Below are 19,420 nucleotides of genomic sequence, written 5' to 3'. Positions count from 1 at the left end.
CAGCCATGACAAGTACTCCAGTGATTGCCGCCGTCGAGGATGACGCGGCCCCACTCACGCACCAGCAGCTGCGCGAGCTGTACACACTCATGGCTTCGGTCCGCCATCTGGACACCGCGGCCGTAGCCTGGCAGCGGCAGGGAATCATCCCCGGCTACGCTCCGGAGCTCGGCCAGGAAGCTGCCCAGGTCGGCAGCGGCTACGCCGTGGACCGGAGCCGGGACTTCGTCTTCCCCACCTACCGCGAGATGGGCGTCGCCCGGGCCATGGGGCTGGACATGGTGGGCTACATGGCCACGCACAAAGCCACGTGGCACGGCGGAATGTACAACGCGCTCGAGTCCCGCTTCGCCCCCATCCAAGCCGTCGTGGCCGGCTCGGTCCTGCACGCTGTCGGCTGGGCTCACGGCCAGACGCTCTCCGGAAAGCCTGCCGGTGAACTCGGCGTGGCCATGACGTACTTCGGCGACGGCGCCTCCTCCCAGGGCGACGTCCATGAAGCCATGAACTTTGCGGCGGTCATGAAGGCACCCGTGGTCTTCTTCATCCAGAACAACGGCTGGGCTATTTCGGTGCCCACCGAACGGCAGGTGGCGGGCGGTTCCGTGGCGGCACGGGCTGCCGGATACGGCATCCCGTCAATCCAGGTGGACGGCAACGACGTCGTCGCTGTGTTCGAGGCCACGCGCTCGGCGTTGGCGCACTGCCGCGGTGGTAACGGTCCCGTGGTGGTGGAAGCCATGACGTACCGCCGCGGACCGCACTCCACCGCGGACGACCCCGGGCGTTACCGGACCTTGGACGAAGAACGGCTCGACGCCGGCGAGGATCCTTTGGAGCGATTCCGCCGCCACCTCCTCGCAGCGGGCGTAGCGGACCAGGAATTCTTCGACCAGGCACAGCGCCAGGCCGAAGGAGAAGAAGCCGCCATCCGCGCCGGCGTCGAAGCCTTGGGACCACGGCCCGGCGCGGAGATGTTCAGCCTGGTTTTCCAGGAACCCACCCCCTCCCTGCAATCCCAGGCCACTGCGTGGCGAGAGGAGTCGGACCATGTCTGAGGCGCTGATCGAAACCAGCAGCGAAACCCGCGTGGAGCAGTTGTCCATGCAGCAGGCGCTCAACCGCGCCCTGGACGATGTCCTGGCGGAGAACCCGAAGGCCGTCATTTTCGGCGAGGACTGCGGGAAGCTCGGAGGCGTCTTCCGGATCACCGACGGCCTGCAGGCCAAGCACGGCGAAGACCGGGTCTTCGACACCCCGCTGGCCGAGTCCGGCATCCTGGGCATGTCCGTAGGCCTGGCGATGGCAGGCTTCCACCCGATTCCCGAGGTCCAGTTCGACGGCTTCGCCTACCCGGCCATCAACCAGATCGTCTGCCAGATCGCGCGAGTGAACTACCGCAGCCGCGGAACCCTGGCCATGCCCATCACGCTGCGTGTGCCCAGCTTCGGCGGCATCCGCGCCCCCGAGCACCACGGTGAGAGCCTGGAGGCGCTCTTCGCGCATGTGCCCGGGCTCAAGGTGGTCTCGCCCTCCACACCGCATGATGCTTACCACCTCCTCAGGTACGCGGCTTCCCGACCGGATCCGGTCATCTTCATGGAGCCGAAGTCCCGTTACTGGCAGAAGGGGCCGGTGGACCTCACCACTGACGCTCCGGACGAAGAAGCGAACGACGGCGGCAGGCTCACCGGCGCCCGCGTGGCGCGGAGCGGCCGCCATGTAACCCTCGTGGCATGGGGCGCCATGGTGGCCCGCTGCCTGCAGGTGGCCGAACTGGCCGCAGAAGACGGAATCGACGTCGAAGTCCTGGACCTGCGGTGGCTTAAACCCATCGATGCCGAAGCCCTGGCGACGTCCGTCGCGAAGACGCGTCGCGCCGTCGTCGTCCATGAAGCGCCACTGACCTCGGGCCTTGGCGCCGAAGTCGCCCAACTCATCACGCAGCACTGCTTTGGCACGCTGAAAGCTCCGGTGGAACGCGTGACCGGCTTCGACGTGCCCTACCCCTCCGGCGACCTGGAAGACGAATACATCCCCAACATCGACCGCATCCTCTATGGGATCCAACGCGTACTGGAGTACCGCCGTGGCTGAACTTTCCTTCCCTCTCCCGGACCTGGGTGAAGGCCTCATCGAAGCAACCGTGCTGGACTGGCTGGTCGAACCCGGCCAGCAGGTGGAACGAAACCAGCCTTTGGTGGAGCTGGAAACCAGCAAGTCGTCCCTCGAATTGCCCAGCCCCCAGGCGGGTAAAGTGGTGCGTATTCACGGGGAGCCGGGTGAGACCATCAACGTCGGCGAGCCGCTGATCGTGTTCGAGGTACCGGATGACACCGCCGGGATCGTGGGCACAGTTCCAAAGGACGAAGCACCCAAGCGCCGGGTCCGCCTGAGCGCCGTACTCGATGAGGACTGACATGATGACCGGCAGGCACACCGTGGAACAGCGACACACCGTGGAAGGCACTGATCCCGAATTGTTCGTGGAAGTCCATGAACCTGCCAACGACGCCGGCTTGCGGCCCGTCCTGCTGATCCATGGCTTCTCCTCCTCCAGCAAGCTCAACTGGGCTGACAGCGGCTGGATCACCAGGCTTCAGGACGCCGGCCGCAGGGTGATCACCGTGGACTTGCCGGGACACGGACGGAGCCACTCCCCCGAAGACCTGGACTCGTACACGCCCAGCCGGATCCGCGCGGACCTCCTCCAGATAGTTTTCGACGCCGGAGCGCGGCCACTGCGCGACGGCGATCCGTCAACGGGCCTGGACATCATCGGATACTCGCTCGGTTCGCGGCTGGCCTGGGAGTTCGCTGCCACCCAGCCGGATCTGGTCCACCGTGTGGTGCTCGGCGGACCCAGCGCTGCCGACCCGCTCGCCGCCTTCGATCTCGCGGCCGCCCAACGCTACCTGGCCGACGGAACGCCTATTGAGGACGAGTCCACGGAAGGGCTGCTGAAGATGGCCCGTTTGCTGCCCAGCAACGATCTCTTCGCCATGTTGTCCCTCATCGAAGCGATCAAGGGTGAACCCTTCGATCCCGCCGAGGCCGCGCCGCATGTTCCCTTGTTGCTGGTGGCCGGCGAGAAGGACGAGCGGGCTGCCACGATGCCGCAACTGGCAGAACTCGCAGGCAAACGCGGCGGGTTGGTGGAGATCCTGGTAATTCCCGGGCGGACGCACACAAACGTCATCACCAGCCGCGCCTTCAAGGAAGCAGCCGTCGGGTTCCTCGGAGTGTAATGCGCCGTCTTAGCGTGCGAGCCGTTCAGCGTTCACGCTCATCCGCTCCAGGACGCTGACGGCCATGGCGTATTCGTCAATGCCAATGCCCATGGACAAGTCCAGCCGGGCCTCTTCAACCAGGCGTTGTGCTTGGTGGAAGGTCTCGCGGCCGCGTTCGCTGAGGGTCAGCCTGTCATCAATCATGGTGATCAGCCCACGGCCAACCAGGGAGGCCAATTCCCGCTCGCGCAAACGGACATCATTGCCCCAGAACGGGCGCAACACCTCCTCGAGTTCCTCCGGCTTCATGGTTGCCTCAGCCAAGGTGTTAAGCGTCTGCCACTGGCGCCGGCTCAGCTTGACCCGCGCAAGCGTACTGTCCAGCTGCACTTCCAAGGCGGCATCGAGCCTTTTGATCCAATAACCGATTGGCTTGTTCACAAGCCCATGCTTCCAGTGTGACAACCCTCCGGCAAGGATGAACTGTAGGCTTGAACCAGCGCCGGACAACATGGGAATGGGAGCAAATGGGCATGCGTTTCAGGGACCGGGCTGAGGCCGGGCAACGCCTGGCCCAGGGACTCCCCCAGTTCAGGGAACGGCCGGACACCATAGTGCTTGGCCTCGCCCGCGGCGGCATCCCCATCGCGGCCGCGGCGGCAGCTGAACTCTACTTGCCCTTTGGAGCCGTGTTGGTGCGGAAGCTAGGCATTCCCGGCAGGGGCGAGACCGCGTTCGGAGCGCTCGCCTGGTGCCAGGGAGACGTGGTCCGGATCGTGAACAGGCAGTTGAAGGATCTCCTCCTGGCCCGCGGCATGGGCGAAGCCGCCCTCGATGCCGTGGAAGCTGCCGAACGCGCCGAACTGCACCGGCGCGCCGCAGAGTATCCGGGCATCGACCAGGACCTCCGCGGCAAGAACGTCATCCTGGTAGACGATGGCCTGGCCACGGGCGCAACCATGCGGGCCGCCGTCGAATCCGTCCGCGCGGCGGGCGCGGCCAAGGTTGTGGCCTCCGTGCCCGTTGCCTCGCTCGAAGCCTCGACATCCCTGTCCCGCGTGTGCGACGCCGTGTTTTGCCTGCACATTCCGGGCAAGTTCCACGCAGTTGGCGCTTTCTACCGGCACTTCGAGCAATTGGCCGACCAGGATGTGATGGAGTTGCTCAAGGGCGCGGGACCAGGGAGTAGACCCCAAGGGCATAAGGGAGGCGCTGTCCCTTGAGGAACAGCGCCTGCCTTCCCGGAGCCGTTAGTTAGTGGTGCGTGCTGAAGCCGAGCGGGCGGCCCTTCGTTTCCTTGGCAAGGATCACGCCGACGGCGGAGATGACGCAGAGGGCCATGATGTAGATGCCCACGGAGCCGGACCACTTGGTCTGGTCGAGAAGGGCCTGTGCGATGGTCGGTGCAAAAGCACCACCCAGGATCGCGCCGAGGGCATATCCGATGGAAATACCCGAGTACCGGACCTGCGGCGGGAACATTTCGGCGTACATGGCGGACATGGGTCCGTAAGAAAGACCCAGGCCGATGGTCAGCACGAACAGGGCAATGCCATACAGCAGGATGTCCTTGCTGTCGATCAGGGCGAACAACGGGATCATCCAGGCGAAGACCAGGGCGTAGCCAAGCAGGAACGTCTTGACCCGGCCGATCTTGTCCGAGAGCCAACCGCCCACCATGGTAAAGATGAGCCAACCGAAGGAAGCAACGGTGGTGGCCAGGAGGATCTGCGGAGTGGGCATCTTCAGGGCCTTGGTGGCATAGGAAATGAAGAACGCGATCAGGAGGTACCCGGCAGCGTTGTTGGCGATGAAGATCAGGGCCGCAAGGACAACTTCCTTGGTGTTGTGGCGGAACAGTTCACCCAGGGGCGCCTTGCTTTCGGCCTTGCGCTGGGCGATCTCCTTGAAGACCGGGCTTTCACCAACTGCGCGCCGGATCAGGTATCCCACCACGATCAGCACCACGGAGAGCAGGAACGGAACGCGCCAGCCCCAGGCCGCGAAGTCTTCCTTGGACATGCCCGACTGCAGGAAGAACAGCAGGCCGGTCGCGAGGATCATGCCAATGGGAACACCGATCTGTGGGTAGGCGCCGAAGAGCCCACGCTTGGTGATGGGAGCATGTTCCACGGCCATCAGTGCGGCACCGCCCCACTCGCCTCCGGCGGAGAAGCCCTGGACGACGCGCAGGAAGATCAGGAGCACGGGAGCCCACAATCCGATGGTTTCGTACGTCGGCAACAGGCCGATCAGTGCGGTGGCAGCGCCCATCATCACCAGGGTCATGACCAGGACTGCCTTCCGGCCGACCCTGTCCCCCAGGTGGCCCGCAATGGTTGCCCCCAGCGGACGGAACAAGAAGCTGATACCGATGGTGGCGAACGACAGGAGCTGCGCGACTCCGGGGTTGGACTTCTCCAGCGGAGTCAGGAACAACGGCGACAGCAATGTGGCCGTGAGCTGGGCAAAGATGAAGAAGTCGTACCACTCGATGGTGGTGCCTACCAGGGTCCCGGCAAGGACTCGGCGCTCTTCGCGCTTACTGCTGGGACCTGACAGGGAGTCGACAGAGGAAGTTGCGGTCATTGAAACTCCAGTGGGTGTGAGTGTCTGCTCGGCGTTTGACTTGCATTAACCGACAGAACGGTCAGTTAGGAAACTGTACTACACGCTGTGACCGGAAGCACAGACCTCATGGGACATAGGATTGGTGGCATGGATTCCCGCAGCGACGTCAAAGGCCCGACGGAGGCACCAACCCAGGCTCCGCCGTCGCAAACCCTCTCCCGGGGGATCCGCGCCCTGGAGATCCTGGCGGCGGCCGACCGCCCGCTCACCATCGCCGAACTGGCCGAAGCGCTGGGCGTCCACCGCTCCATCGCGTACCGCATCCTTCGCACCCTCGAGGACCACTCGCTGGTATTCCGCGATGACTCGGGCCGGGTGCAGCCCGGGGCCGGACTGGCCGTGCTGGCCCGCGGCGTGTCACGGAATCTGCAGTCCGCCGCGCTCCCCGAGCTCACCCAACTGGCCAATTCGCTGCACATGACGGCCTTCGTCGCGGTGTGGGACCACCAGGAATGCGTCACCCTGGTCACCGTGGAGCCCCGGCAATCCGGGGCAGCGCTCGCCCAGCACCCCGGCACCCGCCACCCCATCAGCACGGGCGCACCGGGAATAGCCATCCAATCCACCATGACCGAGGAACGCTGGCAGCAGGTGGGTCCGGGCGTTCCTTACCGGCCCGAAGCACACGAAGCCAAGCGCGTGGGCTACGCCATCAGCCACGACGAAGTAATTGCCGGGCTGTCCTCCTTGGCCGCACCCATCCACGTTCCCGGCGGACGGCCGGCCGCGATCGCCGTCGTCTATATCCGCCTGGACCAGGACGCCGACGCCGTTGGCAAGGCGCTCGCGGCCAGCGCGGGGCGGATCGAAAGCCAACTCGCCTGAGGTCATTCCTTCCACGGCAAGGAGTGTGCCCCAGCACACAAGACTGGGGGCCAGCGGATCTCGAATACTCGAAGAAGGACAGGACCGCTTTGGCCTGGCCTTGCCGACTTTCGGAAGGAACCCCATGAGCCTGAATCTTCTTGACACCTCCAACTGGCTGCCCCTGGACGGCCTGGCGCCCGGCTTCGATGCCAACAAGGCGCCCACCGTCCAGGATTTGGCGGGCAGGGAACTGACGGTAGTCGGCGACGGCGGCCCCATGACTTTCAGCTTCGACGACGAAGAAGTCACGTGGACAGCCGCAGGCTACTCAGGCACCTCGGCCTACGAGGCCTTCAAGGTTGCCGAGGACCTTTACTATGCGCAGTGGCACAGCAGTGTTGATGCTGGACTCGCGGTCTCGCTCATAGCGGACCTGGCCAACGGCCGCGCCCTGTACGTTGGTGCGCACCTGGGCCGGGCAACCCCGGGGGCCACGGCCGTGCAGCATGATTTCCGGGTCGGCACGCTGGAGGGCTTCACAGCCAAGGGTGACGCCATCCAGGAAAGCACCGGCCTGATCGGGCGCCGCGTCGAATGGATTTACAGCCCGGTCCACGCGTACGAGCACGTCTACCTCAGCCCCACCTGGTACACGTGGCAATGCCTGGCAGGTCCGGAGCGTGGCTTGGCAGACACCGATTCCAACACCGTTTTCCAGGTCAGGCCGGGCATTTTCGTGTTCACGTGGCGCGAGAAGGTGATTCCGTGCGGATCGGTGACCATCGCCGATCACCGCGACGTCAACGCCATCCGTTCCCACGGCAGCCTGTTCGGTTGGGACGAATCCGGCGTCGATCCCGTCCATTTCACGTTCGGAGCGCATGGCCGCCTGATCAGCGTCAGCCACCACAGCCCCGAATTGAACCCCGCGCTCTAAGCGCCCTCAACGCAGAAGCGTCCCCGGCAGAACCTGCCGGGGACGCTTTTTTGCGGAACGGTTCAGTCTTCCGAGCCGTGCCCGATCCGTGCATAGAGAGCCGGCTGCGAGCGCCTCAACCGCAAGCCCCACAGAACGCCAATCACACCGGGAAGCAGCACGACGAGCGGCAGGACAAACGTTGCGGAGGTAGAGTCCGTTTGCCCCAGGAGAACGTTGAAGTTGGCCAGGATCAACACGAAGACCACGGCCAGGAGAATGAACCCGAGGCCCGGAGCCACCACCCGGACCCAGAGGCTTGCACCGTGCGACTCCTTGCGGAAGAAGCCGATCACGGCCAGGGACACGACGGTCATCAGCAGCACCAGCCCCATCGCGCCGCTGTTGGTCAGCCACGTGAACATGGTCAGGACGGGGTACAGTTCGCCGAGTTCGGAACCGTTTCCGGCGATCGCGAACGCCACGGTGACGACGACGGCGATCAGCGTCTGGGCGAGCGAACCGGCGAACGGCGCTCCGCTGCCTGGACGGACGGCGGCGAGTGCCGACGGAATGACCTGCTCGCGGCCCAGGGAGAAGAAGTACCGGGCCACCGCATTGTGGAAGCTGACCAGTGCGGCGAATAGACTGGTGACGAACAGGACCTGCGCGATGTCGCTGAGCAGGACGCCGCCGTTGGCGCCGAGGAAGGAAAAGATCATGTCCGGACCACTGGTGGTGGCGGTTTCAACGACGGCGGACGGCCCGGCTCCGACGGTCATGGCCCAGGCGGAGACGGCATAGAAGAGGGCAATGATGGCGACGGCGGCAAATGTTGCCCGGGCAACAGTGCGCTTGGGGTCCTTGGACTCCTCGCCGTAGATGGCTGCCGATTCGAACCCCATGAACGCAGCAATACCAAAGGACAGCACCGCCCCGATTCCCGGAACGAAGAGGCTCTCCGGGCTGAACGTCGCAGCGTTCACGCCTTCCGGCGCGACGGCCAGGCTCATGATGTCGTAGACAATGACCACCAGGAATTCGAGGGCCACCAGGATGCCCAGGACTTTGGCTGAGAGATCCACCCGGTTGACGCCGAGCCAACCCACGATGGCGATGCAGACAAGCACGGGGATCCACCACGGGACAGCGATGCCCAGCCGCGCAGAGAGCAGGGAGGATACGGTGAATCCGAAGAGTCCGTAGATGCCTACTTGCATGAGGTTGTAGGCCATCAGGGCAACCAGCGAGGCACCCACGCCTGCCGGGCGGGAGATGCCTTGCGCGATGTAGGCGTAGAACGCCCCGGCGTTGGTGACGTAGCGGCTCATGGCGGCGTACCCAACGGCAAAGAGGGCGAGGATACCCCCGAGGATGAGGAACGAAAGTGGTACCCCGGTGACGCCAGTGACGGCGAACGTGGTGGTCACGCCACCCGCCAGGACGGTCAACGGGGCCGATGCCGCGATGATCATGAAAGTCACGGCCGGGACGCCGAGACGCCTCTTGGTGCTGACGGACCCAGTAGTCCGGCCCTTCACGGGATTGTCCACGCTCATAAGTGTGCTCCTGCCTCGGTACCGCGGGAGATGGCGCGGTAGGTGTCGGTCATTCCGCAATCTTCCATCGGGCGGGGCGCGCGTGACTTGTCTCACACGGCAAGGTGTTTGTCTGTCCACGCACGCCGCAGCGCCGCAAGGCCGCGGTGTAGAATCGTGGGCAAGCTCACGTCCCCCTGGTGCCCTCCACCACCAGCGCCAAGCGGCACGGCGGGCCCTTGAAAAGGAGTTTGATGACCGTCGCGGCTGAGACCGGGCCCGCTACCGTGCAAACCATCGTCGCGGAGTCGTTCCAGGAATGGAGCCGCGCTATTTCCGCGTCCTTTGTGCCGTTGCTGGCCCAAGGTCCCCGCGGTGCAACGTTCCACGGCACCATGCGGGCCAGGGTCCTGGGACAGATCTCGGTGGTTGAAGTCACCGCCGGCCCCCACACCGTGCTGCGCACTCCAGAGTTGATTGCCGGATCCACGGGACGGTTCTTCAAGCTGAGCATCCAGCTTTCCGGCACCGGGAGACTTGTCCAGGATGAGCGCGAGGCACTGCTCAAGCCGGGCGACCTGTCGATCTATGACACCTCCCGCCCCTACCAGTTGACGTTCGACGACGACTTCCGCACTTTGGTGCTGATGTTTCCGCACGTCCTGCTCGACTTGCCGGCCGAAGCCATGGGCCATGTGACAGCCCTGCGGATTCCCGGCGATGAAGGCCTGGGCGAACTGATCAGCCCCTTCCTTGTCCGCCTCGCCGACAACCTTGAAGCGCTCAGCGGCACCAACGGGCTCCGATTGGTCCACAACGCCCTGGACCTCGTGACCACTCTCTTCAACGGCGAGCTGGACCAGTTGATTGAAACCGGCCGTGATCCGCACCTTCTGCTGCTCGGCAGGATCCACGACTACATCGAGGCCAACCTCGGCGATCCCGAACTCTCCCCCGGAACCATTGCTGCCGCCCATTACATCTCCACGCGTCACCTCCATGACCTGTTCCAGGAAATCGGCACCACCGTGGCGGCCTCCATCCGGCAGCGCCGCCTGGAACGCTGCCGGAGGGACCTGCTGGATCCCGTCCTGGCGGACCGCGCCGTGACCACCATCGCGGCCAAATGGGGATTCACCGACGCGGCCCACTTCAGCCGGATCTTCCGTGCCGCCTTCGGGAACTCCCCTACCGGCTACCGCAGCAGCCACTGAGGTTCCACGGACCGCCGTCGGAGGCTGCCGCCGTCGAGCGTCCCGGCCGCGTTACTGCTACGCAGCGGCGGTGGGCGCCGTCCCTTCGTCCGCCACGCCGGCCATCTCCTCCAGCATGGTCCGCAGCAGCCTGTCTTCCAGCCCGGCGGCTGATGGATTCCCGGAAAGGTTCACCAGTTCGCCCGGGTCGGAGCGGTGATCGTAGAGTTCCATGATGTCCGTCCCGAAATAGCGGGTCAGTCGCCCTTCCTTGGTGATGACCGTCCGCATGCGGACAGGGCCGGGCAAGCCGTCCAGGCCGAAGGGCTGTTCTTCCTCGACGAGCAGAGCGCTGCGGTGCTGGGCGGTTGCGCCGGTCAGCAGAGGTACGAGCGAGCGTCCCTGGATGCCACGGAACCCCGCGGAACCGGTCAGTTCCAGCAAGCTTGGCGCGATGTCCGCGCTGGAAACCAAGGCATCGGTGCGGCCCGGGATCCCACCGGGGACGTGCACCACGAGCGGCACATTGGTCACCGCACGGTAATGGACAAAGTGCTTCAGCATGAGCCCATGGTCACCAAACAGATCGCCGTGGTCACTGGTAAACACGACGATCGTGTCCTCGGCCAGGCCTTGCCGCTCCAGCTCATCGAGGATCCGGCCAATGTGTTCATCCATCATGGTGATGAGGCCGTACTGCGCGGCCGCGGCGTGCCGGTACTGCTCCGGCGTAGCGGCCCACGTCATGGTCGGATCCGGGTTGGGCGTTCCCCGGTGCTCAATCATGGTCCGGATGTGCTCGGGCGACCGTCCATGGTCCTGCTCGAAGCCGAGAGGCAGCGGCAGTTCGGCGGGATCGTACAGCTCCGAATACCCGGCGGGCGGGGAGAACGGATGGTGCGGATCCGGGAAGGACACGAACATGAAGAACGGCTGGTCCTGCCCCGCCGCGTCCTTGAGGTGCTCGATGGCCTTCTCGCTCACGTAACTCGTGGGGTGGGCTTCGGCGGGGATTGCTGTTTGGTACACCTGGTCCCAGCCGCCGTACAGGCTCCCGGATTGTTCAGGTCCACCCAACGCTTCCGGATCCACGCCGCGTTCGCGTGCCCAATGGACGTAATGTCCTCCGGGCCGGTCCCCGTGGCCGATCACCAGGTCAACCTGCTGGTAGCCGTAATAGTCCGCCGGGAGGGCAATGAAGCGCTTGTCGTGCGCTTCCCGGTTCTCCCATTGGTCCCAGCCCGGTGCCAGGTTGCGAATGTGCGCGTCTCCCACCGCCGTGTCGAGGAGCAGGGGATCCGTGGACCGGATCTCCTCGGCCTGGTGCGGCTCGAACTCCCAGCCCATGTTCTGGTGGTGGAGCTTTCCCACTCCCACTGTCCGGTAGCCGGACGAGGCCAACGAGCCCGGGACCGTCTGCGTGAGCGGGTCGAGGGTGATGCCGTTGCAGCGGGTGCCGTGGGCCGAAGGCCACCGGCCGGTCATCAGGCTCGCGCGGTTGGGCATGCAGGTCGGGTTGGCCACAGTCGCGTTGGTGAACACCGTGCTCTTGGCTGCGAGCGCATCCAGGTTGGGTGTGCGGACAATGTCGTTGCCGCCGAAGCCTACGTGGTCTGCCCGCAGTTGGTCCGCGATGAAGAACAGGACATTGGGCCGACGACGGGCACCGGCCGGGTTGGGGGCCGTCATGCGGGCCTCTTGATCATGGACAACACCTCGGTGCGCTGCTGGGCGAACCCTGGCAACGAGCGCGTGGTGATCTGGTCCCGCGGGGAAGGCAGGTGGACGTCGACAATCCGGTGCACGCGCGCCGGACGGGAGCCCAGGACCACCACACGGTCCGCAAGGTAGACGGCCTCGTCGATGTCATGGGTCACCACCAGGATGGTCATGTTGAAGTCCCGGCGGATCTTGAGGCATAGGTCCTCCAGGTCGAACCGGGTCTGCGCGTCCACCGAGGCAAACGGTTCATCCATGATGAGGATTTCCGGCCGGTACGCCAGTGCTCTGGCGATCGCAACGCGCTGCTGCATGCCGCCGGACAATTGCCACGGGTACTGGTTGTCGGCGTGGGAAAGCCCGACGGCGGCCAGCGCACTGTCGCAGCGCTCCTTCAGTTCCGCTGCGGGCAGCTTGAGGTGTTTCAGGGGCAGGACGAGGTTCTTCCGGACGGTCAACCACGGCATGAGGGAACGGTTGTAGTCCTGGAACACCAGGGCCATCTCCGGTGGTGGTCCGCTGATGGTCCGCCCATCAATGGCGGCCCGGCCACTGCTGGCGGGGTGCAGGCCGGCGAGGCACTTAAGCAGCGTCGTCTTGCCCACCCCCGAAGGCCCCACAATGCAGACAATCTCGCCGGCGTCCACCGTGAACGTGAGGTCCTCAATGACCGTGCGGGCTTTCTCGCCACTGCCGTAGGTCTTGGCCAGGTGGGAAACATCCAGCCTCGGGATGGCGGGGCGTTCCTGCTGCTGGGCGGTTCCTTGCCGAGGGGTAGCTTCTGGTTGCTGGGCAGCTTCGGATTGCCGTGTTGATTCTGAATGCTGGGGCATGACGGACTTTCTGTTCTGGAGGGGAAGCTTTGGTGACTGCCGGATGCTCACGCGGCACGCGCCATGGCCCGGGAACCGATGTACCAGGACAAGACCTTGCGTTTGATCAGCGCAAAGGCCACGTTGACAACGAAGCCGATGACGCCCAGGAGCAGGATCCCCGCCCACATATCGGCCGTCATGAAGCTTTGCTGGGCCAGGAGCGTCATGGCCCCGATGCCTTGGGAGCTGCCCAGCATTTCGCTGGCAATCATCACGATGAACGCCACTTGCAGGCTGACCTGGAGGCCCGAGAAGATCTGCGGTGCAGCCGCGGGAAGGAGGACGTTGAGCAACCTTTCCTTCCGGGTGAGCCGGTATACACGGGCCACATCCTTCAGGTCGTTGCCCACACCGCGGATGCCATCCACGGTGGCGATCATGGTGGGAAACAGTGCGGCCAAGGCGATGCTGGTGACGCGCATCTGTGTTCCGAATCCGATCAGCGAAATGAAGATCGGAACCAGGGCTACCGGTGGAATGCCACGCAGGAAGTGGATGAGCGGATCAACCATCCACCGGACCTGCGGTACCAGCGCGGTGGCAAATCCCAGGGCGACCCCGCCTGCGGCCGCAATCACGAATCCGATGAACAAGTTGCCCAGGCTCAGCAGGACGTCCGACTGGAAATGGTCAAAGAGCCAGAGTTGCTGGAACCGCAGCAGGATGTCCTGCAGGGGTGGAAAGAAAGGGTCGATGGACCCGGCGGACAAGAGCCACCACGCCAACAGCAGGAGTACCGGGGTACCGGCGCCAAGCAACCAGTTTCGAAAGGTCAGGGATTTCATCAGGGCACCACTTCCCGGTAGGACTCATGCCAGTGCAGCACCCGGCGTTCGGCAAGCCGGGTGGCACCTTGGAACAACAGGCCGAGAATCCCCAGCACGATCACCAACCCGTAGAGGGTGGCGTAGTCGCCGGCCGCCTGGGCTTGGTAAATGCTCTGGCCGAGGCCGGGACCACCCCCAAGCAGCCCAGCCACTACCGTGACCACCAACGCTGCCGGAGCGGCCACGCGCATGGCCGTCCCGATGTATGGCAGGGCACTGGGCAGGGTCACGCGGAACAGGATTTCGGCGCCGGACATCCCATAACTTCGGGCGGTATCGCGGGCCACCGGATCCGTGCTTTGCACCCCGTCGACCGTCTGCATGACGATCGGCAGGAAGCAGCCGAACACCACCAGGAAAAGGGACATTTCCGCAGTGGGGCCAAGGACCAGCACGGCCAGCGGCAGCACCACGATTGGCGGCACGGGTTTGAGGAACTCAAGGACCGCCAAGGTGGCGTACCGGATGGTTTCGAAGCTGCCTACGAGCAAGCCAAGGACGACGCCCGCCGCGGCAGACAATGCCAAAGCAAGGAGGGCTATGCCGACGGTGGAGCCCAGCGCGAACCAGAACGTGCCCGTTCCCAGGATTCCCGCCAACGTGGTGAACACTGTGCTTGCCGCCGGCAGGGCGTTGCCGGCAACCTTGGCCGTGGCCAGGACTTGCCAGGCAAGCAAGGCTGCTGCAACTCCGGCGGCACTGAAGGCCAACGGACGCATCGACATTTTCATGGTGAATCTCCCATGGTCAGCCGGCACCTACTTTCCGAAAATGAGGTCGCCCGGCAGCTTCACCGGCGAGTTGAGGAACCCGAGGTCGGCGAGGTTCTTGTTGGCCCTGTCGATGTCCTCGATGCGGACTTCTTCCGGCCAGTAGTTCACTGCCCCGGACTTCACCACGTCCAAGGGAGTCTTGGTGATCTCTGCGCTGACTTGCTGGGCTTCGTCGGTGTGGCCGTTGGCGTAGGCGTTGGCCTTGTAGATGGCGGTCCGGAAGCCCTCCAAAGCCTTTTCCTTGCCTTTCACCGTGTTTGCCCCGGCCACCCAGAGGCCGATTGCACCTTGTTCGAAGAACTTGACGCCGGGCGAGGCAAGCAGTCGGTTCCCGTCAGAGACGGCTTTCGACGTGAACGGCGCAATGAGCGAGGCCGCGTCAACACGGCCGGAGTTCAGGGACTGGAGTGCGGAAGAAGGATTCAGGACCATCCAGTTGACCTTGGCGGGATCGCCGCCGTCGTCCTTGATGAGCTTGCTGACCGTGACTTCAAGCTGCGCCTTGCGCGCCGGAACACTGACATTCTTGCCTTCGAGGTCCTTGGGCCGGGAGATGGCCGAAGCCTTCTGGACAAGGAGTCCGGTGTCATCCACGCGGTTCAGCTCAGCGCCTTCACTGGCACCGTCCTTGTACCCGTCGGCCGCTGCCACCACCTTGAGCGGCACGTTCTGGCTCAGCGCGTTCAGCAGCGGAATCGATGGCGTGTAGGTGAGGTCGAGCTGGCCGCTTTGGGCTGCCGCGATGCCGGCGGGCGGGTTGGCAATGACAGAGAGCTCCACGTTGAGTCCCTGTTCCTTGAAGTAGCCCTTGTCGATGGCGAGCTTGATTCCGGCGTCCGATCCAATGCCGATGGTGCCCACTTTGAGGGTGATGGTCCCGTCGGCGGCGGCCGTTGCCGACGAGCCGGACGAATTGCCGCACGCAGCAAGGGAAAGAGAGAGGACGGCGGCCAAAGCCAACGGAAGAGTGCGTTTCATAGGGGTGCTCCTTGGGTTACGAACGGTTGGAGGAACTGGTGTAGTGGTCAGAATGGGAGTCTGACGTGGAGGCCTGGTGGACGATGCGTCCGCCCGCCACGGTGAGCCTGATCCCGGTGTGGAGGAGTGCTTCGATCTCCCCATCACTTGGCCAGGGCTTGGACAAAAGGCAAAGATCCGCCACCATTCCGGGCAGCAGGGATCCTTTGAAGTGTTCGGCGTGGTCCTGCCAAGCCGCTTTACATGTCATGGAGGCAAGGGCCTGAAGTCCGGTGATCCGTTCCGGGTCGGCTGGATCTCCGGGAGTGGAAGCTGTTCCCCTGCGGACAGCGGCAACGATGGTGCGGCGCCAGTCCGGGCTGGTGACGGGCGCATCCGAAGCCAGGTTGAACTCCACACCGGCTTCCAGTGCGGAGCGGAGGGGCTGGTGGCGGATGAAGCGTTCCTCACCCAGGACGGCGCGCATGATGTCCCCGGCCTCGGAACGGATGAGCGGATTGGTGCTGTAGCCGATGCCGTTGTCCGCCATGGTGGCCAGCGTTGCCGAATCGTTGAAGGATCCGTGGATGATGTAATGCCGCGGATCGCCCGTGCTGGGACCAGCGGCCAGGATGGCCTCGACGGCGGCGCCGGTGGCTGCGTCCCCCGTGGCATGGATGCCGGCCTGGAGCCCAGCGCCGTCGATGAGGCGAAGGATCCTGTGCAACTCGGCGACCCTCTCGGCGTCGCTGCCGCCCTGGATCACCAGCCGCCCATGCGTGCAGGCCTTTCCATACGGTTCAGTCATCCAAGCAGTGCCGCTGCGGGGAATGCCGTCCGCGAAAACCTTGACGCCAGCAATCCGCAACTGGCGGGGGTCGATCCCCCTGGCCGAGTAGGCATCGGCAAGCCCGCTGGCCAAGCCTTCCTCGACTGCCCGCGCTGTGGCCCCACCCGTCCCCGCGAAGAGCATGAGGACGTTGATCCGCAAGGTGAGCAGCTCCGCGGCGGCGAGGTCGCCCAGCAGGCGGAGGGCCGCCGTCGACCCTGCCCCGTCCATCAACCCCGCGCTCGCGGGACCCAGCCCGGGGTCTGTAAGGGAGGTGATGCCGAGTGAGTGCAGCTGTTCCTGCAACTGAAGCAACGCGGGGCGGAGTGTCTCCTCCGGAACCGGTGGCAAGGCCCGGGAAACGAGTTCCATGGCGCCATCCTGGAGCAGGCCAGTGGGACTGCCCTCCGGGTTCCGGACCACTACGCCGCCGTCGACGTCCTCAGTTGCCGCAGTGACTCCGGCCAGCCGCAGCGCTTCCCGGTTGGCCAGCAGTTGGTGGCCGGTTTGGTCGAACGCCACCACGGGCGTCCCGGGGCGGACGTCAAGCAACTGGTCGCTGGCTGCTCCCAGCGCGACTTCATCCCAGCCATGGGCACGGACCCACCCGTCGGCGCCCACCGGCGCAGCCTCAATGACACCGACGACGGCGGACCAGTCGGGTGCCGCGGTGGCGTCGAGCCGTACGTAGCCGTAGGAAGCCATTGCCGCGGACACGAAGTGCAGGTGGGCGTCGTTGATGCCGGGGAGCAGTGCGCCACCCTGCGCATCCACAACCTGCGTGGCCGGGCCTGTCAGCCGGGCAGTATCTTCAGCTCCGAGGCCCACCACCACGCCGTCCTTGACGGCAACAGCATCGGACATTCTTCCGGGGTTGCTGGGGTCCATGGTGTGGACCTCTGCATTCACGATCACCAGATCGGCGAATTCTTGCATGGGGTCTCCTCAGGTATCTGCGTCCACAAATGTGATGCAGGCAACGTTCCTGAAAGAAGTATGTCGCTTGACTAGGTCACTTGACTAGGTTTTCGGCTAAAATTTCTTTTGGAGGTCATTTCCACCCTCCCCGGCGGCGCCGAAAGCGGCCCCGGGCGGACACCGCCTAGGATCGATGGGACCGGCATGACCGGTCAGTACATAAGGAGAGGTGCGCGGATGGCCAGGGTTCCCGCCGAGGAACGGCGATTGCAATTCGTGGAAGCAGCAGCACGGGTCATAGCCCAGGATGGCCTCGCCTCGGCAACCACACGGCGGATTGCGAGCGAGGCCGATGCCCCCTTGGCCGCGCTGCACTATTGCTTCCGGAACAAGGACGAACTGCTCGAGGAGGTCTACAACTTCCTCAGCAGGGACTACGCCAAGGCCCTGGAACCCGTAGCGGACCCGGGGTTGGGCCTGCGCCACATGATTGGCGCCCACGCCCGCCGGATTTGGAGCCGGATGTTGGAAAACCCGCACGAGCAGGTGACCACCTTTGAGCTGCTGCTCAGGCGGTACCGCGTGGAAGCGGTGGATCAACCGCAGGCGCTCCTGATGAACCGGTCAATGTACGACGGCTGGGTCAATTCGACGTTGGAGTTGTTCCGGAACGCCGCCGACGCCTCCGGCGAGCCCCTCCCCCACAACCTGGAAGACATTACCCGGCTCTTCATCTCGGGCATCGACGGCATCAGCATGCAACATCTGGCGGATCCTGACGAGGACCGCTCCTTGCGGCTGGTGGAACTCATGGCCCGTTCGTTGGCGGCCGGGCTGGACTACAGCTGAGTCAGGCCTTGCCCTTGCGGCGCATGACCAGCCACGTCACCAATCCCAGCACCAGCAACCCCAGTGCCGCGGCCATGGATACCAGGAACGCTCCTGCAGGTCCCTGGTCCTGCGCCAACTGCCCGCCCAGGTAGGCACCCAAGGCCGTACCGGCAACGATTCCGCTCGCGAGCGCCGTCATGACCGTGGCCATCCGCCCGTTGGGCGCCACCACTCCACCGATGCTGAAAACGGTGACCATGACCGGTCCTACGGGGATACCGAGGACCAGCAGCGCGAAGACCATTGACCAGATACCGGCGGGGAGAAGCAACAAAAGCGTCAGCAGGGACATGGCGGCTGCCGCTGCCACCCACCGGGCAGCAAGGCCAAACCGTTGCGGCCAAAACGCCACCGACAACGCGGCCACTGCCGAGCTCAGACCCATCACGGAGTACAGCAGACCTGCGATCTCGGACGTGGCAAACTCGGCACCAAAGGCACTCAGGCCATTCTGCGTCGCCCCGAAGAAGGTGCCCATGCACACCATCGCCAGCACGGGAACCGCCACCACTGCCATCGCCGAACGCCCTTTGCGTTCCCGAGGTTCAGAACCAACGACGCCGGACCGCGGCTTCCGCGGATGCGGAACCACCGTGTGGTGGCTGGGGTGGATGGCGAACGCCGGTACCAGGGTGATGGTCATGAGGGCCGCGATCGCCAGGGGAAGCCATGGGGCCAGCAGGCTCGCGAGGAGGCCTACGAGGGCCGGGCCAAGGACGAACGTGATTTCGTCAGCTGTTCCTTCGTAGGACAACGCGGTGTCCAGATCAGCACGGTTGGCTGCAACGCTTCTTTGGCCCGCTCCGGCGGATTGCAGGTTGCGGGTGGTGAGGGCCATCCACCGCACGCGGGCCATGGGTCCTACTTGGGGACAACTCGCACCGGCGATGAAGGCCGTCACCAGCACAGTCAGAGCATCTGCCGGCGAATCGTAGGTGCGAGTGAGATAGGCGGCGGCCAAGAGACCTGCAACAGCCAGGGTATTGATCACCGCGGCGATAAGCAGGACGGTCCGTTGGCCTGCGCGGTCAGCCAATGAACCCAACACAGGCGCACCCACGGCCGAACCGATGCCCACGGCGCCGGCAGCCATCCCGCCGATGGCATAGGAATGGCTCACCGCAGTCATCAGGGTCAGCGTTCCCACCGTCAGCATGGCGAGGGGAAGCCGGGCAAAGAGAGCGATGGGCAGGAAACCGGGACCGGCAAGCTCGGGGAGCCGGGCAAAACGGCCCGGCAAGCGGGAAGGCCGCGACGTGGGAGTGGTGCTTGGAGCGGGCATCGATTGGGAGGCCAAAGAAGATTTTTCCATCATT

General features: G+C 64.7%; 19 protein-coding genes. 9 read left to right on the top strand and 10 right to left on the bottom strand.

The features are described from left to right. Positions 1-5: 5 nt before the first annotated feature. Genes ACFVSJ_RS08770 through ACFVSJ_RS08755 form a run of 4 tightly spaced genes read left to right on the top strand, consistent with a single transcriptional unit; the run spans position 6 to position 3,248 of the window. Complete coding sequence (locus ACFVSJ_RS08770; RefSeq protein ID WP_387435962.1) at positions 6-1,058, top strand: thiamine pyrophosphate-dependent enzyme; 1,053 nt, start codon at positions 6-8, stop codon at positions 1,056-1,058. Then, positions 1,051-2,097 carry an alpha-ketoacid dehydrogenase subunit beta gene (locus ACFVSJ_RS08765; RefSeq protein ID WP_387435960.1) on the top strand — a complete coding sequence of 349 codons (1,047 nt, stop codon included), beginning with the start codon at positions 1,051-1,053 and terminating at the stop codon, positions 2,095-2,097. Before ACFVSJ_RS08770 ends, ACFVSJ_RS08765 begins: the two co-directional genes overlap by 8 nt. Then, positions 2,090-2,419 (top strand): biotin/lipoyl-containing protein, encoded by a 330-nt coding sequence (locus tag ACFVSJ_RS08760; RefSeq protein WP_387435958.1) that lies wholly within the window; start codon positions 2,090-2,092, stop codon positions 2,417-2,419. Before ACFVSJ_RS08765 ends, ACFVSJ_RS08760 begins: the two co-directional genes overlap by 8 nt. A gap of 1 nt (position 2,420) precedes the next feature. Further along, on the top strand, positions 2,421-3,248 hold the full coding sequence (locus tag ACFVSJ_RS08755; RefSeq protein ID WP_387435956.1) for an alpha/beta fold hydrolase: 828 nt from the start codon (positions 2,421-2,423) through the stop codon (positions 3,246-3,248). A 9-nt stretch (positions 3,249-3,257) separates the two neighbouring features. Here ACFVSJ_RS08755 and ACFVSJ_RS08750 read toward each other — a convergent pair whose 3' ends face one another. Then, a complete protein-coding gene (locus ACFVSJ_RS08750; RefSeq protein WP_387435954.1) occupies positions 3,258-3,671 on the bottom strand; it encodes a MarR family transcriptional regulator in 414 nt (137 codons plus the stop codon). A gap of 86 nt (positions 3,672-3,757) precedes the next feature. On the opposite strand from ACFVSJ_RS08750, the gene ACFVSJ_RS08745 reads away from it, so the two are divergent. Further along, a complete protein-coding gene (locus ACFVSJ_RS08745; protein ID WP_387436167.1) occupies positions 3,758-4,453 on the top strand; it encodes a phosphoribosyltransferase in 696 nt (231 codons plus the stop codon). A 31-nt stretch (positions 4,454-4,484) separates the two neighbouring features. Here ACFVSJ_RS08745 and ACFVSJ_RS08740 read toward each other — a convergent pair whose 3' ends face one another. Then, complete coding sequence (locus ACFVSJ_RS08740) at positions 4,485-5,819, bottom strand: MFS transporter (protein WP_387435952.1); 1,335 nt, start codon at positions 5,817-5,819, stop codon at positions 4,485-4,487. A 129-nt stretch (positions 5,820-5,948) separates the two neighbouring features. Between ACFVSJ_RS08740 and ACFVSJ_RS08735 the strand changes: the two genes are divergently transcribed. Then, positions 5,949-6,686, top strand: coding sequence for an IclR family transcriptional regulator (locus ACFVSJ_RS08735; RefSeq protein ID WP_387435950.1), 738 nt, complete (start codon positions 5,949-5,951; stop codon positions 6,684-6,686). A 124-nt stretch (positions 6,687-6,810) separates the two neighbouring features. Continuing rightward, positions 6,811-7,605 (top strand): MoaF C-terminal domain-containing protein, encoded by a 795-nt coding sequence (locus ACFVSJ_RS08730; protein WP_387435948.1) that lies wholly within the window; start codon positions 6,811-6,813, stop codon positions 7,603-7,605. Between the two features lie 62 nt (positions 7,606-7,667). On the opposite strand, the gene ACFVSJ_RS08725 is transcribed toward ACFVSJ_RS08730, so the two are convergent. Beyond that, positions 7,668-9,143: an APC family permease gene (locus ACFVSJ_RS08725; RefSeq protein ID WP_387435946.1), complete on the bottom strand. Its 1,476-nt coding sequence runs from the start codon at positions 9,141-9,143 to the stop codon at positions 7,668-7,670. A gap of 233 nt (positions 9,144-9,376) precedes the next feature. Here ACFVSJ_RS08725 and ACFVSJ_RS08720 point away from each other — a divergent pair, with 233 nt between their 5' ends. Next, the gene (locus ACFVSJ_RS08720) at positions 9,377-10,336 is read left to right on the top strand and encodes a helix-turn-helix domain-containing protein (RefSeq protein ID WP_387435944.1); all 960 of its coding nucleotides are present in this window, start codon (positions 9,377-9,379) and stop codon (positions 10,334-10,336) included. Between the two features lie 57 nt (positions 10,337-10,393). On the opposite strand, the gene ACFVSJ_RS08715 is transcribed toward ACFVSJ_RS08720, so the two are convergent. The 6 genes from ACFVSJ_RS08715 to ACFVSJ_RS08690 are packed head-to-tail and all read right to left on the bottom strand — an operon-like array spanning position 10,394 to position 17,231. Next, positions 10,394-12,004 carry a sulfatase gene (locus ACFVSJ_RS08715; protein WP_387435942.1) on the bottom strand — a complete coding sequence of 537 codons (1,611 nt, stop codon included), beginning with the start codon at positions 12,002-12,004 and terminating at the stop codon, positions 10,394-10,396. After that, positions 12,001-12,918, bottom strand: a complete 918-nt coding sequence (locus tag ACFVSJ_RS08710) for an ABC transporter ATP-binding protein (protein ID WP_387435940.1) — start codon at positions 12,916-12,918, stop codon at positions 12,001-12,003. The genes ACFVSJ_RS08715 and ACFVSJ_RS08710 overlap by 4 nt, the downstream gene beginning before the upstream one ends. Continuing rightward, on the bottom strand, positions 12,915-13,694 hold the full coding sequence (locus tag ACFVSJ_RS08705; RefSeq protein WP_387435938.1) for an ABC transporter permease: 780 nt from the start codon (positions 13,692-13,694) through the stop codon (positions 12,915-12,917). The genes ACFVSJ_RS08710 and ACFVSJ_RS08705 overlap by 4 nt, the downstream gene beginning before the upstream one ends. Then, positions 13,694-14,467, bottom strand: coding sequence for an ABC transporter permease (locus ACFVSJ_RS08700; protein WP_387435937.1), 774 nt, complete (start codon positions 14,465-14,467; stop codon positions 13,694-13,696). Before ACFVSJ_RS08700 ends, ACFVSJ_RS08705 begins: the two co-directional genes overlap by 1 nt. A 27-nt stretch (positions 14,468-14,494) precedes the next feature. Continuing rightward, positions 14,495-15,487 (bottom strand): ABC transporter substrate-binding protein, encoded by a 993-nt coding sequence (locus tag ACFVSJ_RS08695; protein WP_387435935.1) that lies wholly within the window; start codon positions 15,485-15,487, stop codon positions 14,495-14,497. 16 nt (positions 15,488-15,503) lie between these two features. Beyond that, entirely contained in the window at positions 15,504-17,231 is a 1,728-nt protein-coding gene (locus tag ACFVSJ_RS08690; RefSeq protein ID WP_387435933.1) for an amidohydrolase, read from the bottom strand. Positions 17,232-17,450: 219 nt separating this feature from the next. Here ACFVSJ_RS08690 and ACFVSJ_RS08685 point away from each other — a divergent pair, with 219 nt between their 5' ends. Continuing rightward, positions 17,451-18,062: a TetR/AcrR family transcriptional regulator gene (locus ACFVSJ_RS08685; RefSeq protein WP_387435931.1), complete on the top strand. Its 612-nt coding sequence runs from the start codon at positions 17,451-17,453 to the stop codon at positions 18,060-18,062. Position 18,063: 1 nt separating this feature from the next. On the opposite strand, the gene ACFVSJ_RS08680 is transcribed toward ACFVSJ_RS08685, so the two are convergent. Further along, positions 18,064-19,416, bottom strand: coding sequence for an MFS transporter (locus tag ACFVSJ_RS08680; RefSeq protein WP_387436165.1), 1,353 nt, complete (start codon positions 19,414-19,416; stop codon positions 18,064-18,066). Between the last annotated feature and the right edge of the window lie 4 nt (positions 19,417-19,420).

Origin of the sequence: Paenarthrobacter sp. NPDC058040 (assembly GCF_042885775.1) — a bacterium.
In the GTDB taxonomy this organism is placed as follows: domain Bacteria; phylum Actinomycetota; class Actinomycetes; order Actinomycetales; family Micrococcaceae; genus Arthrobacter.
The sequence above is the reverse complement of the archived record's forward strand: the minus strand, read 5'-3'. Positions and strand labels throughout refer to the sequence as shown.

Bases quoted from the DNA above. Each gene is read 5' to 3' on its own strand.
- ACFVSJ_RS08770 (WP_387435962.1), top strand. From the start codon at position 6: ATGACAAGTACTCCAGTGATTGCCGCCGTCGAGGATGACGCGGCCCCA.
- ACFVSJ_RS08765 (WP_387435960.1), top strand. From the start codon at position 1,051: ATGTCTGAGGCGCTGATCGAAACCAGCAGCGAAACCCGCGTGGAGCAG.
- ACFVSJ_RS08755 (WP_387435956.1), top strand. From the start codon at position 2,421: ATGATGACCGGCAGGCACACCGTGGAACAGCGACACACCGTGGAAGGC.
- ACFVSJ_RS08745 (WP_387436167.1), top strand. From the start codon at position 3,758: ATGGGCATGCGTTTCAGGGACCGGGCTGAGGCCGGGCAACGCCTGGCC.
- ACFVSJ_RS08740 (WP_387435952.1), bottom strand. From the start codon at position 5,819: ATGACCGCAACTTCCTCTGTCGACTCCCTGTCAGGTCCCAGCAGTAAG.
- ACFVSJ_RS08735 (WP_387435950.1), top strand. From the start codon at position 5,949: ATGGATTCCCGCAGCGACGTCAAAGGCCCGACGGAGGCACCAACCCAG.
- ACFVSJ_RS08730 (WP_387435948.1), top strand. From the start codon at position 6,811: ATGAGCCTGAATCTTCTTGACACCTCCAACTGGCTGCCCCTGGACGGC.
- ACFVSJ_RS08725 (WP_387435946.1), bottom strand. From the start codon at position 9,143: ATGAGCGTGGACAATCCCGTGAAGGGCCGGACTACTGGGTCCGTCAGC.
- ACFVSJ_RS08720 (WP_387435944.1), top strand. From the start codon at position 9,377: ATGACCGTCGCGGCTGAGACCGGGCCCGCTACCGTGCAAACCATCGTC.
- ACFVSJ_RS08715 (WP_387435942.1), bottom strand. From the start codon at position 12,004: ATGACGGCCCCCAACCCGGCCGGTGCCCGTCGTCGGCCCAATGTCCTG.
- ACFVSJ_RS08705 (WP_387435938.1), bottom strand. From the start codon at position 13,694: ATGAAATCCCTGACCTTTCGAAACTGGTTGCTTGGCGCCGGTACCCCG.
- ACFVSJ_RS08700 (WP_387435937.1), bottom strand. From the start codon at position 14,467: ATGAAAATGTCGATGCGTCCGTTGGCCTTCAGTGCCGCCGGAGTTGCA.
- ACFVSJ_RS08695 (WP_387435935.1), bottom strand. From the start codon at position 15,487: ATGAAACGCACTCTTCCGTTGGCTTTGGCCGCCGTCCTCTCTCTTTCC.
- ACFVSJ_RS08690 (WP_387435933.1), bottom strand. From the start codon at position 17,231: ATGCAAGAATTCGCCGATCTGGTGATCGTGAATGCAGAGGTCCACACC.
- ACFVSJ_RS08685 (WP_387435931.1), top strand. From the start codon at position 17,451: ATGGCCAGGGTTCCCGCCGAGGAACGGCGATTGCAATTCGTGGAAGCA.
- ACFVSJ_RS08680 (WP_387436165.1), bottom strand. From the start codon at position 19,416: ATGGAAAAATCTTCTTTGGCCTCCCAATCGATGCCCGCTCCAAGCACC.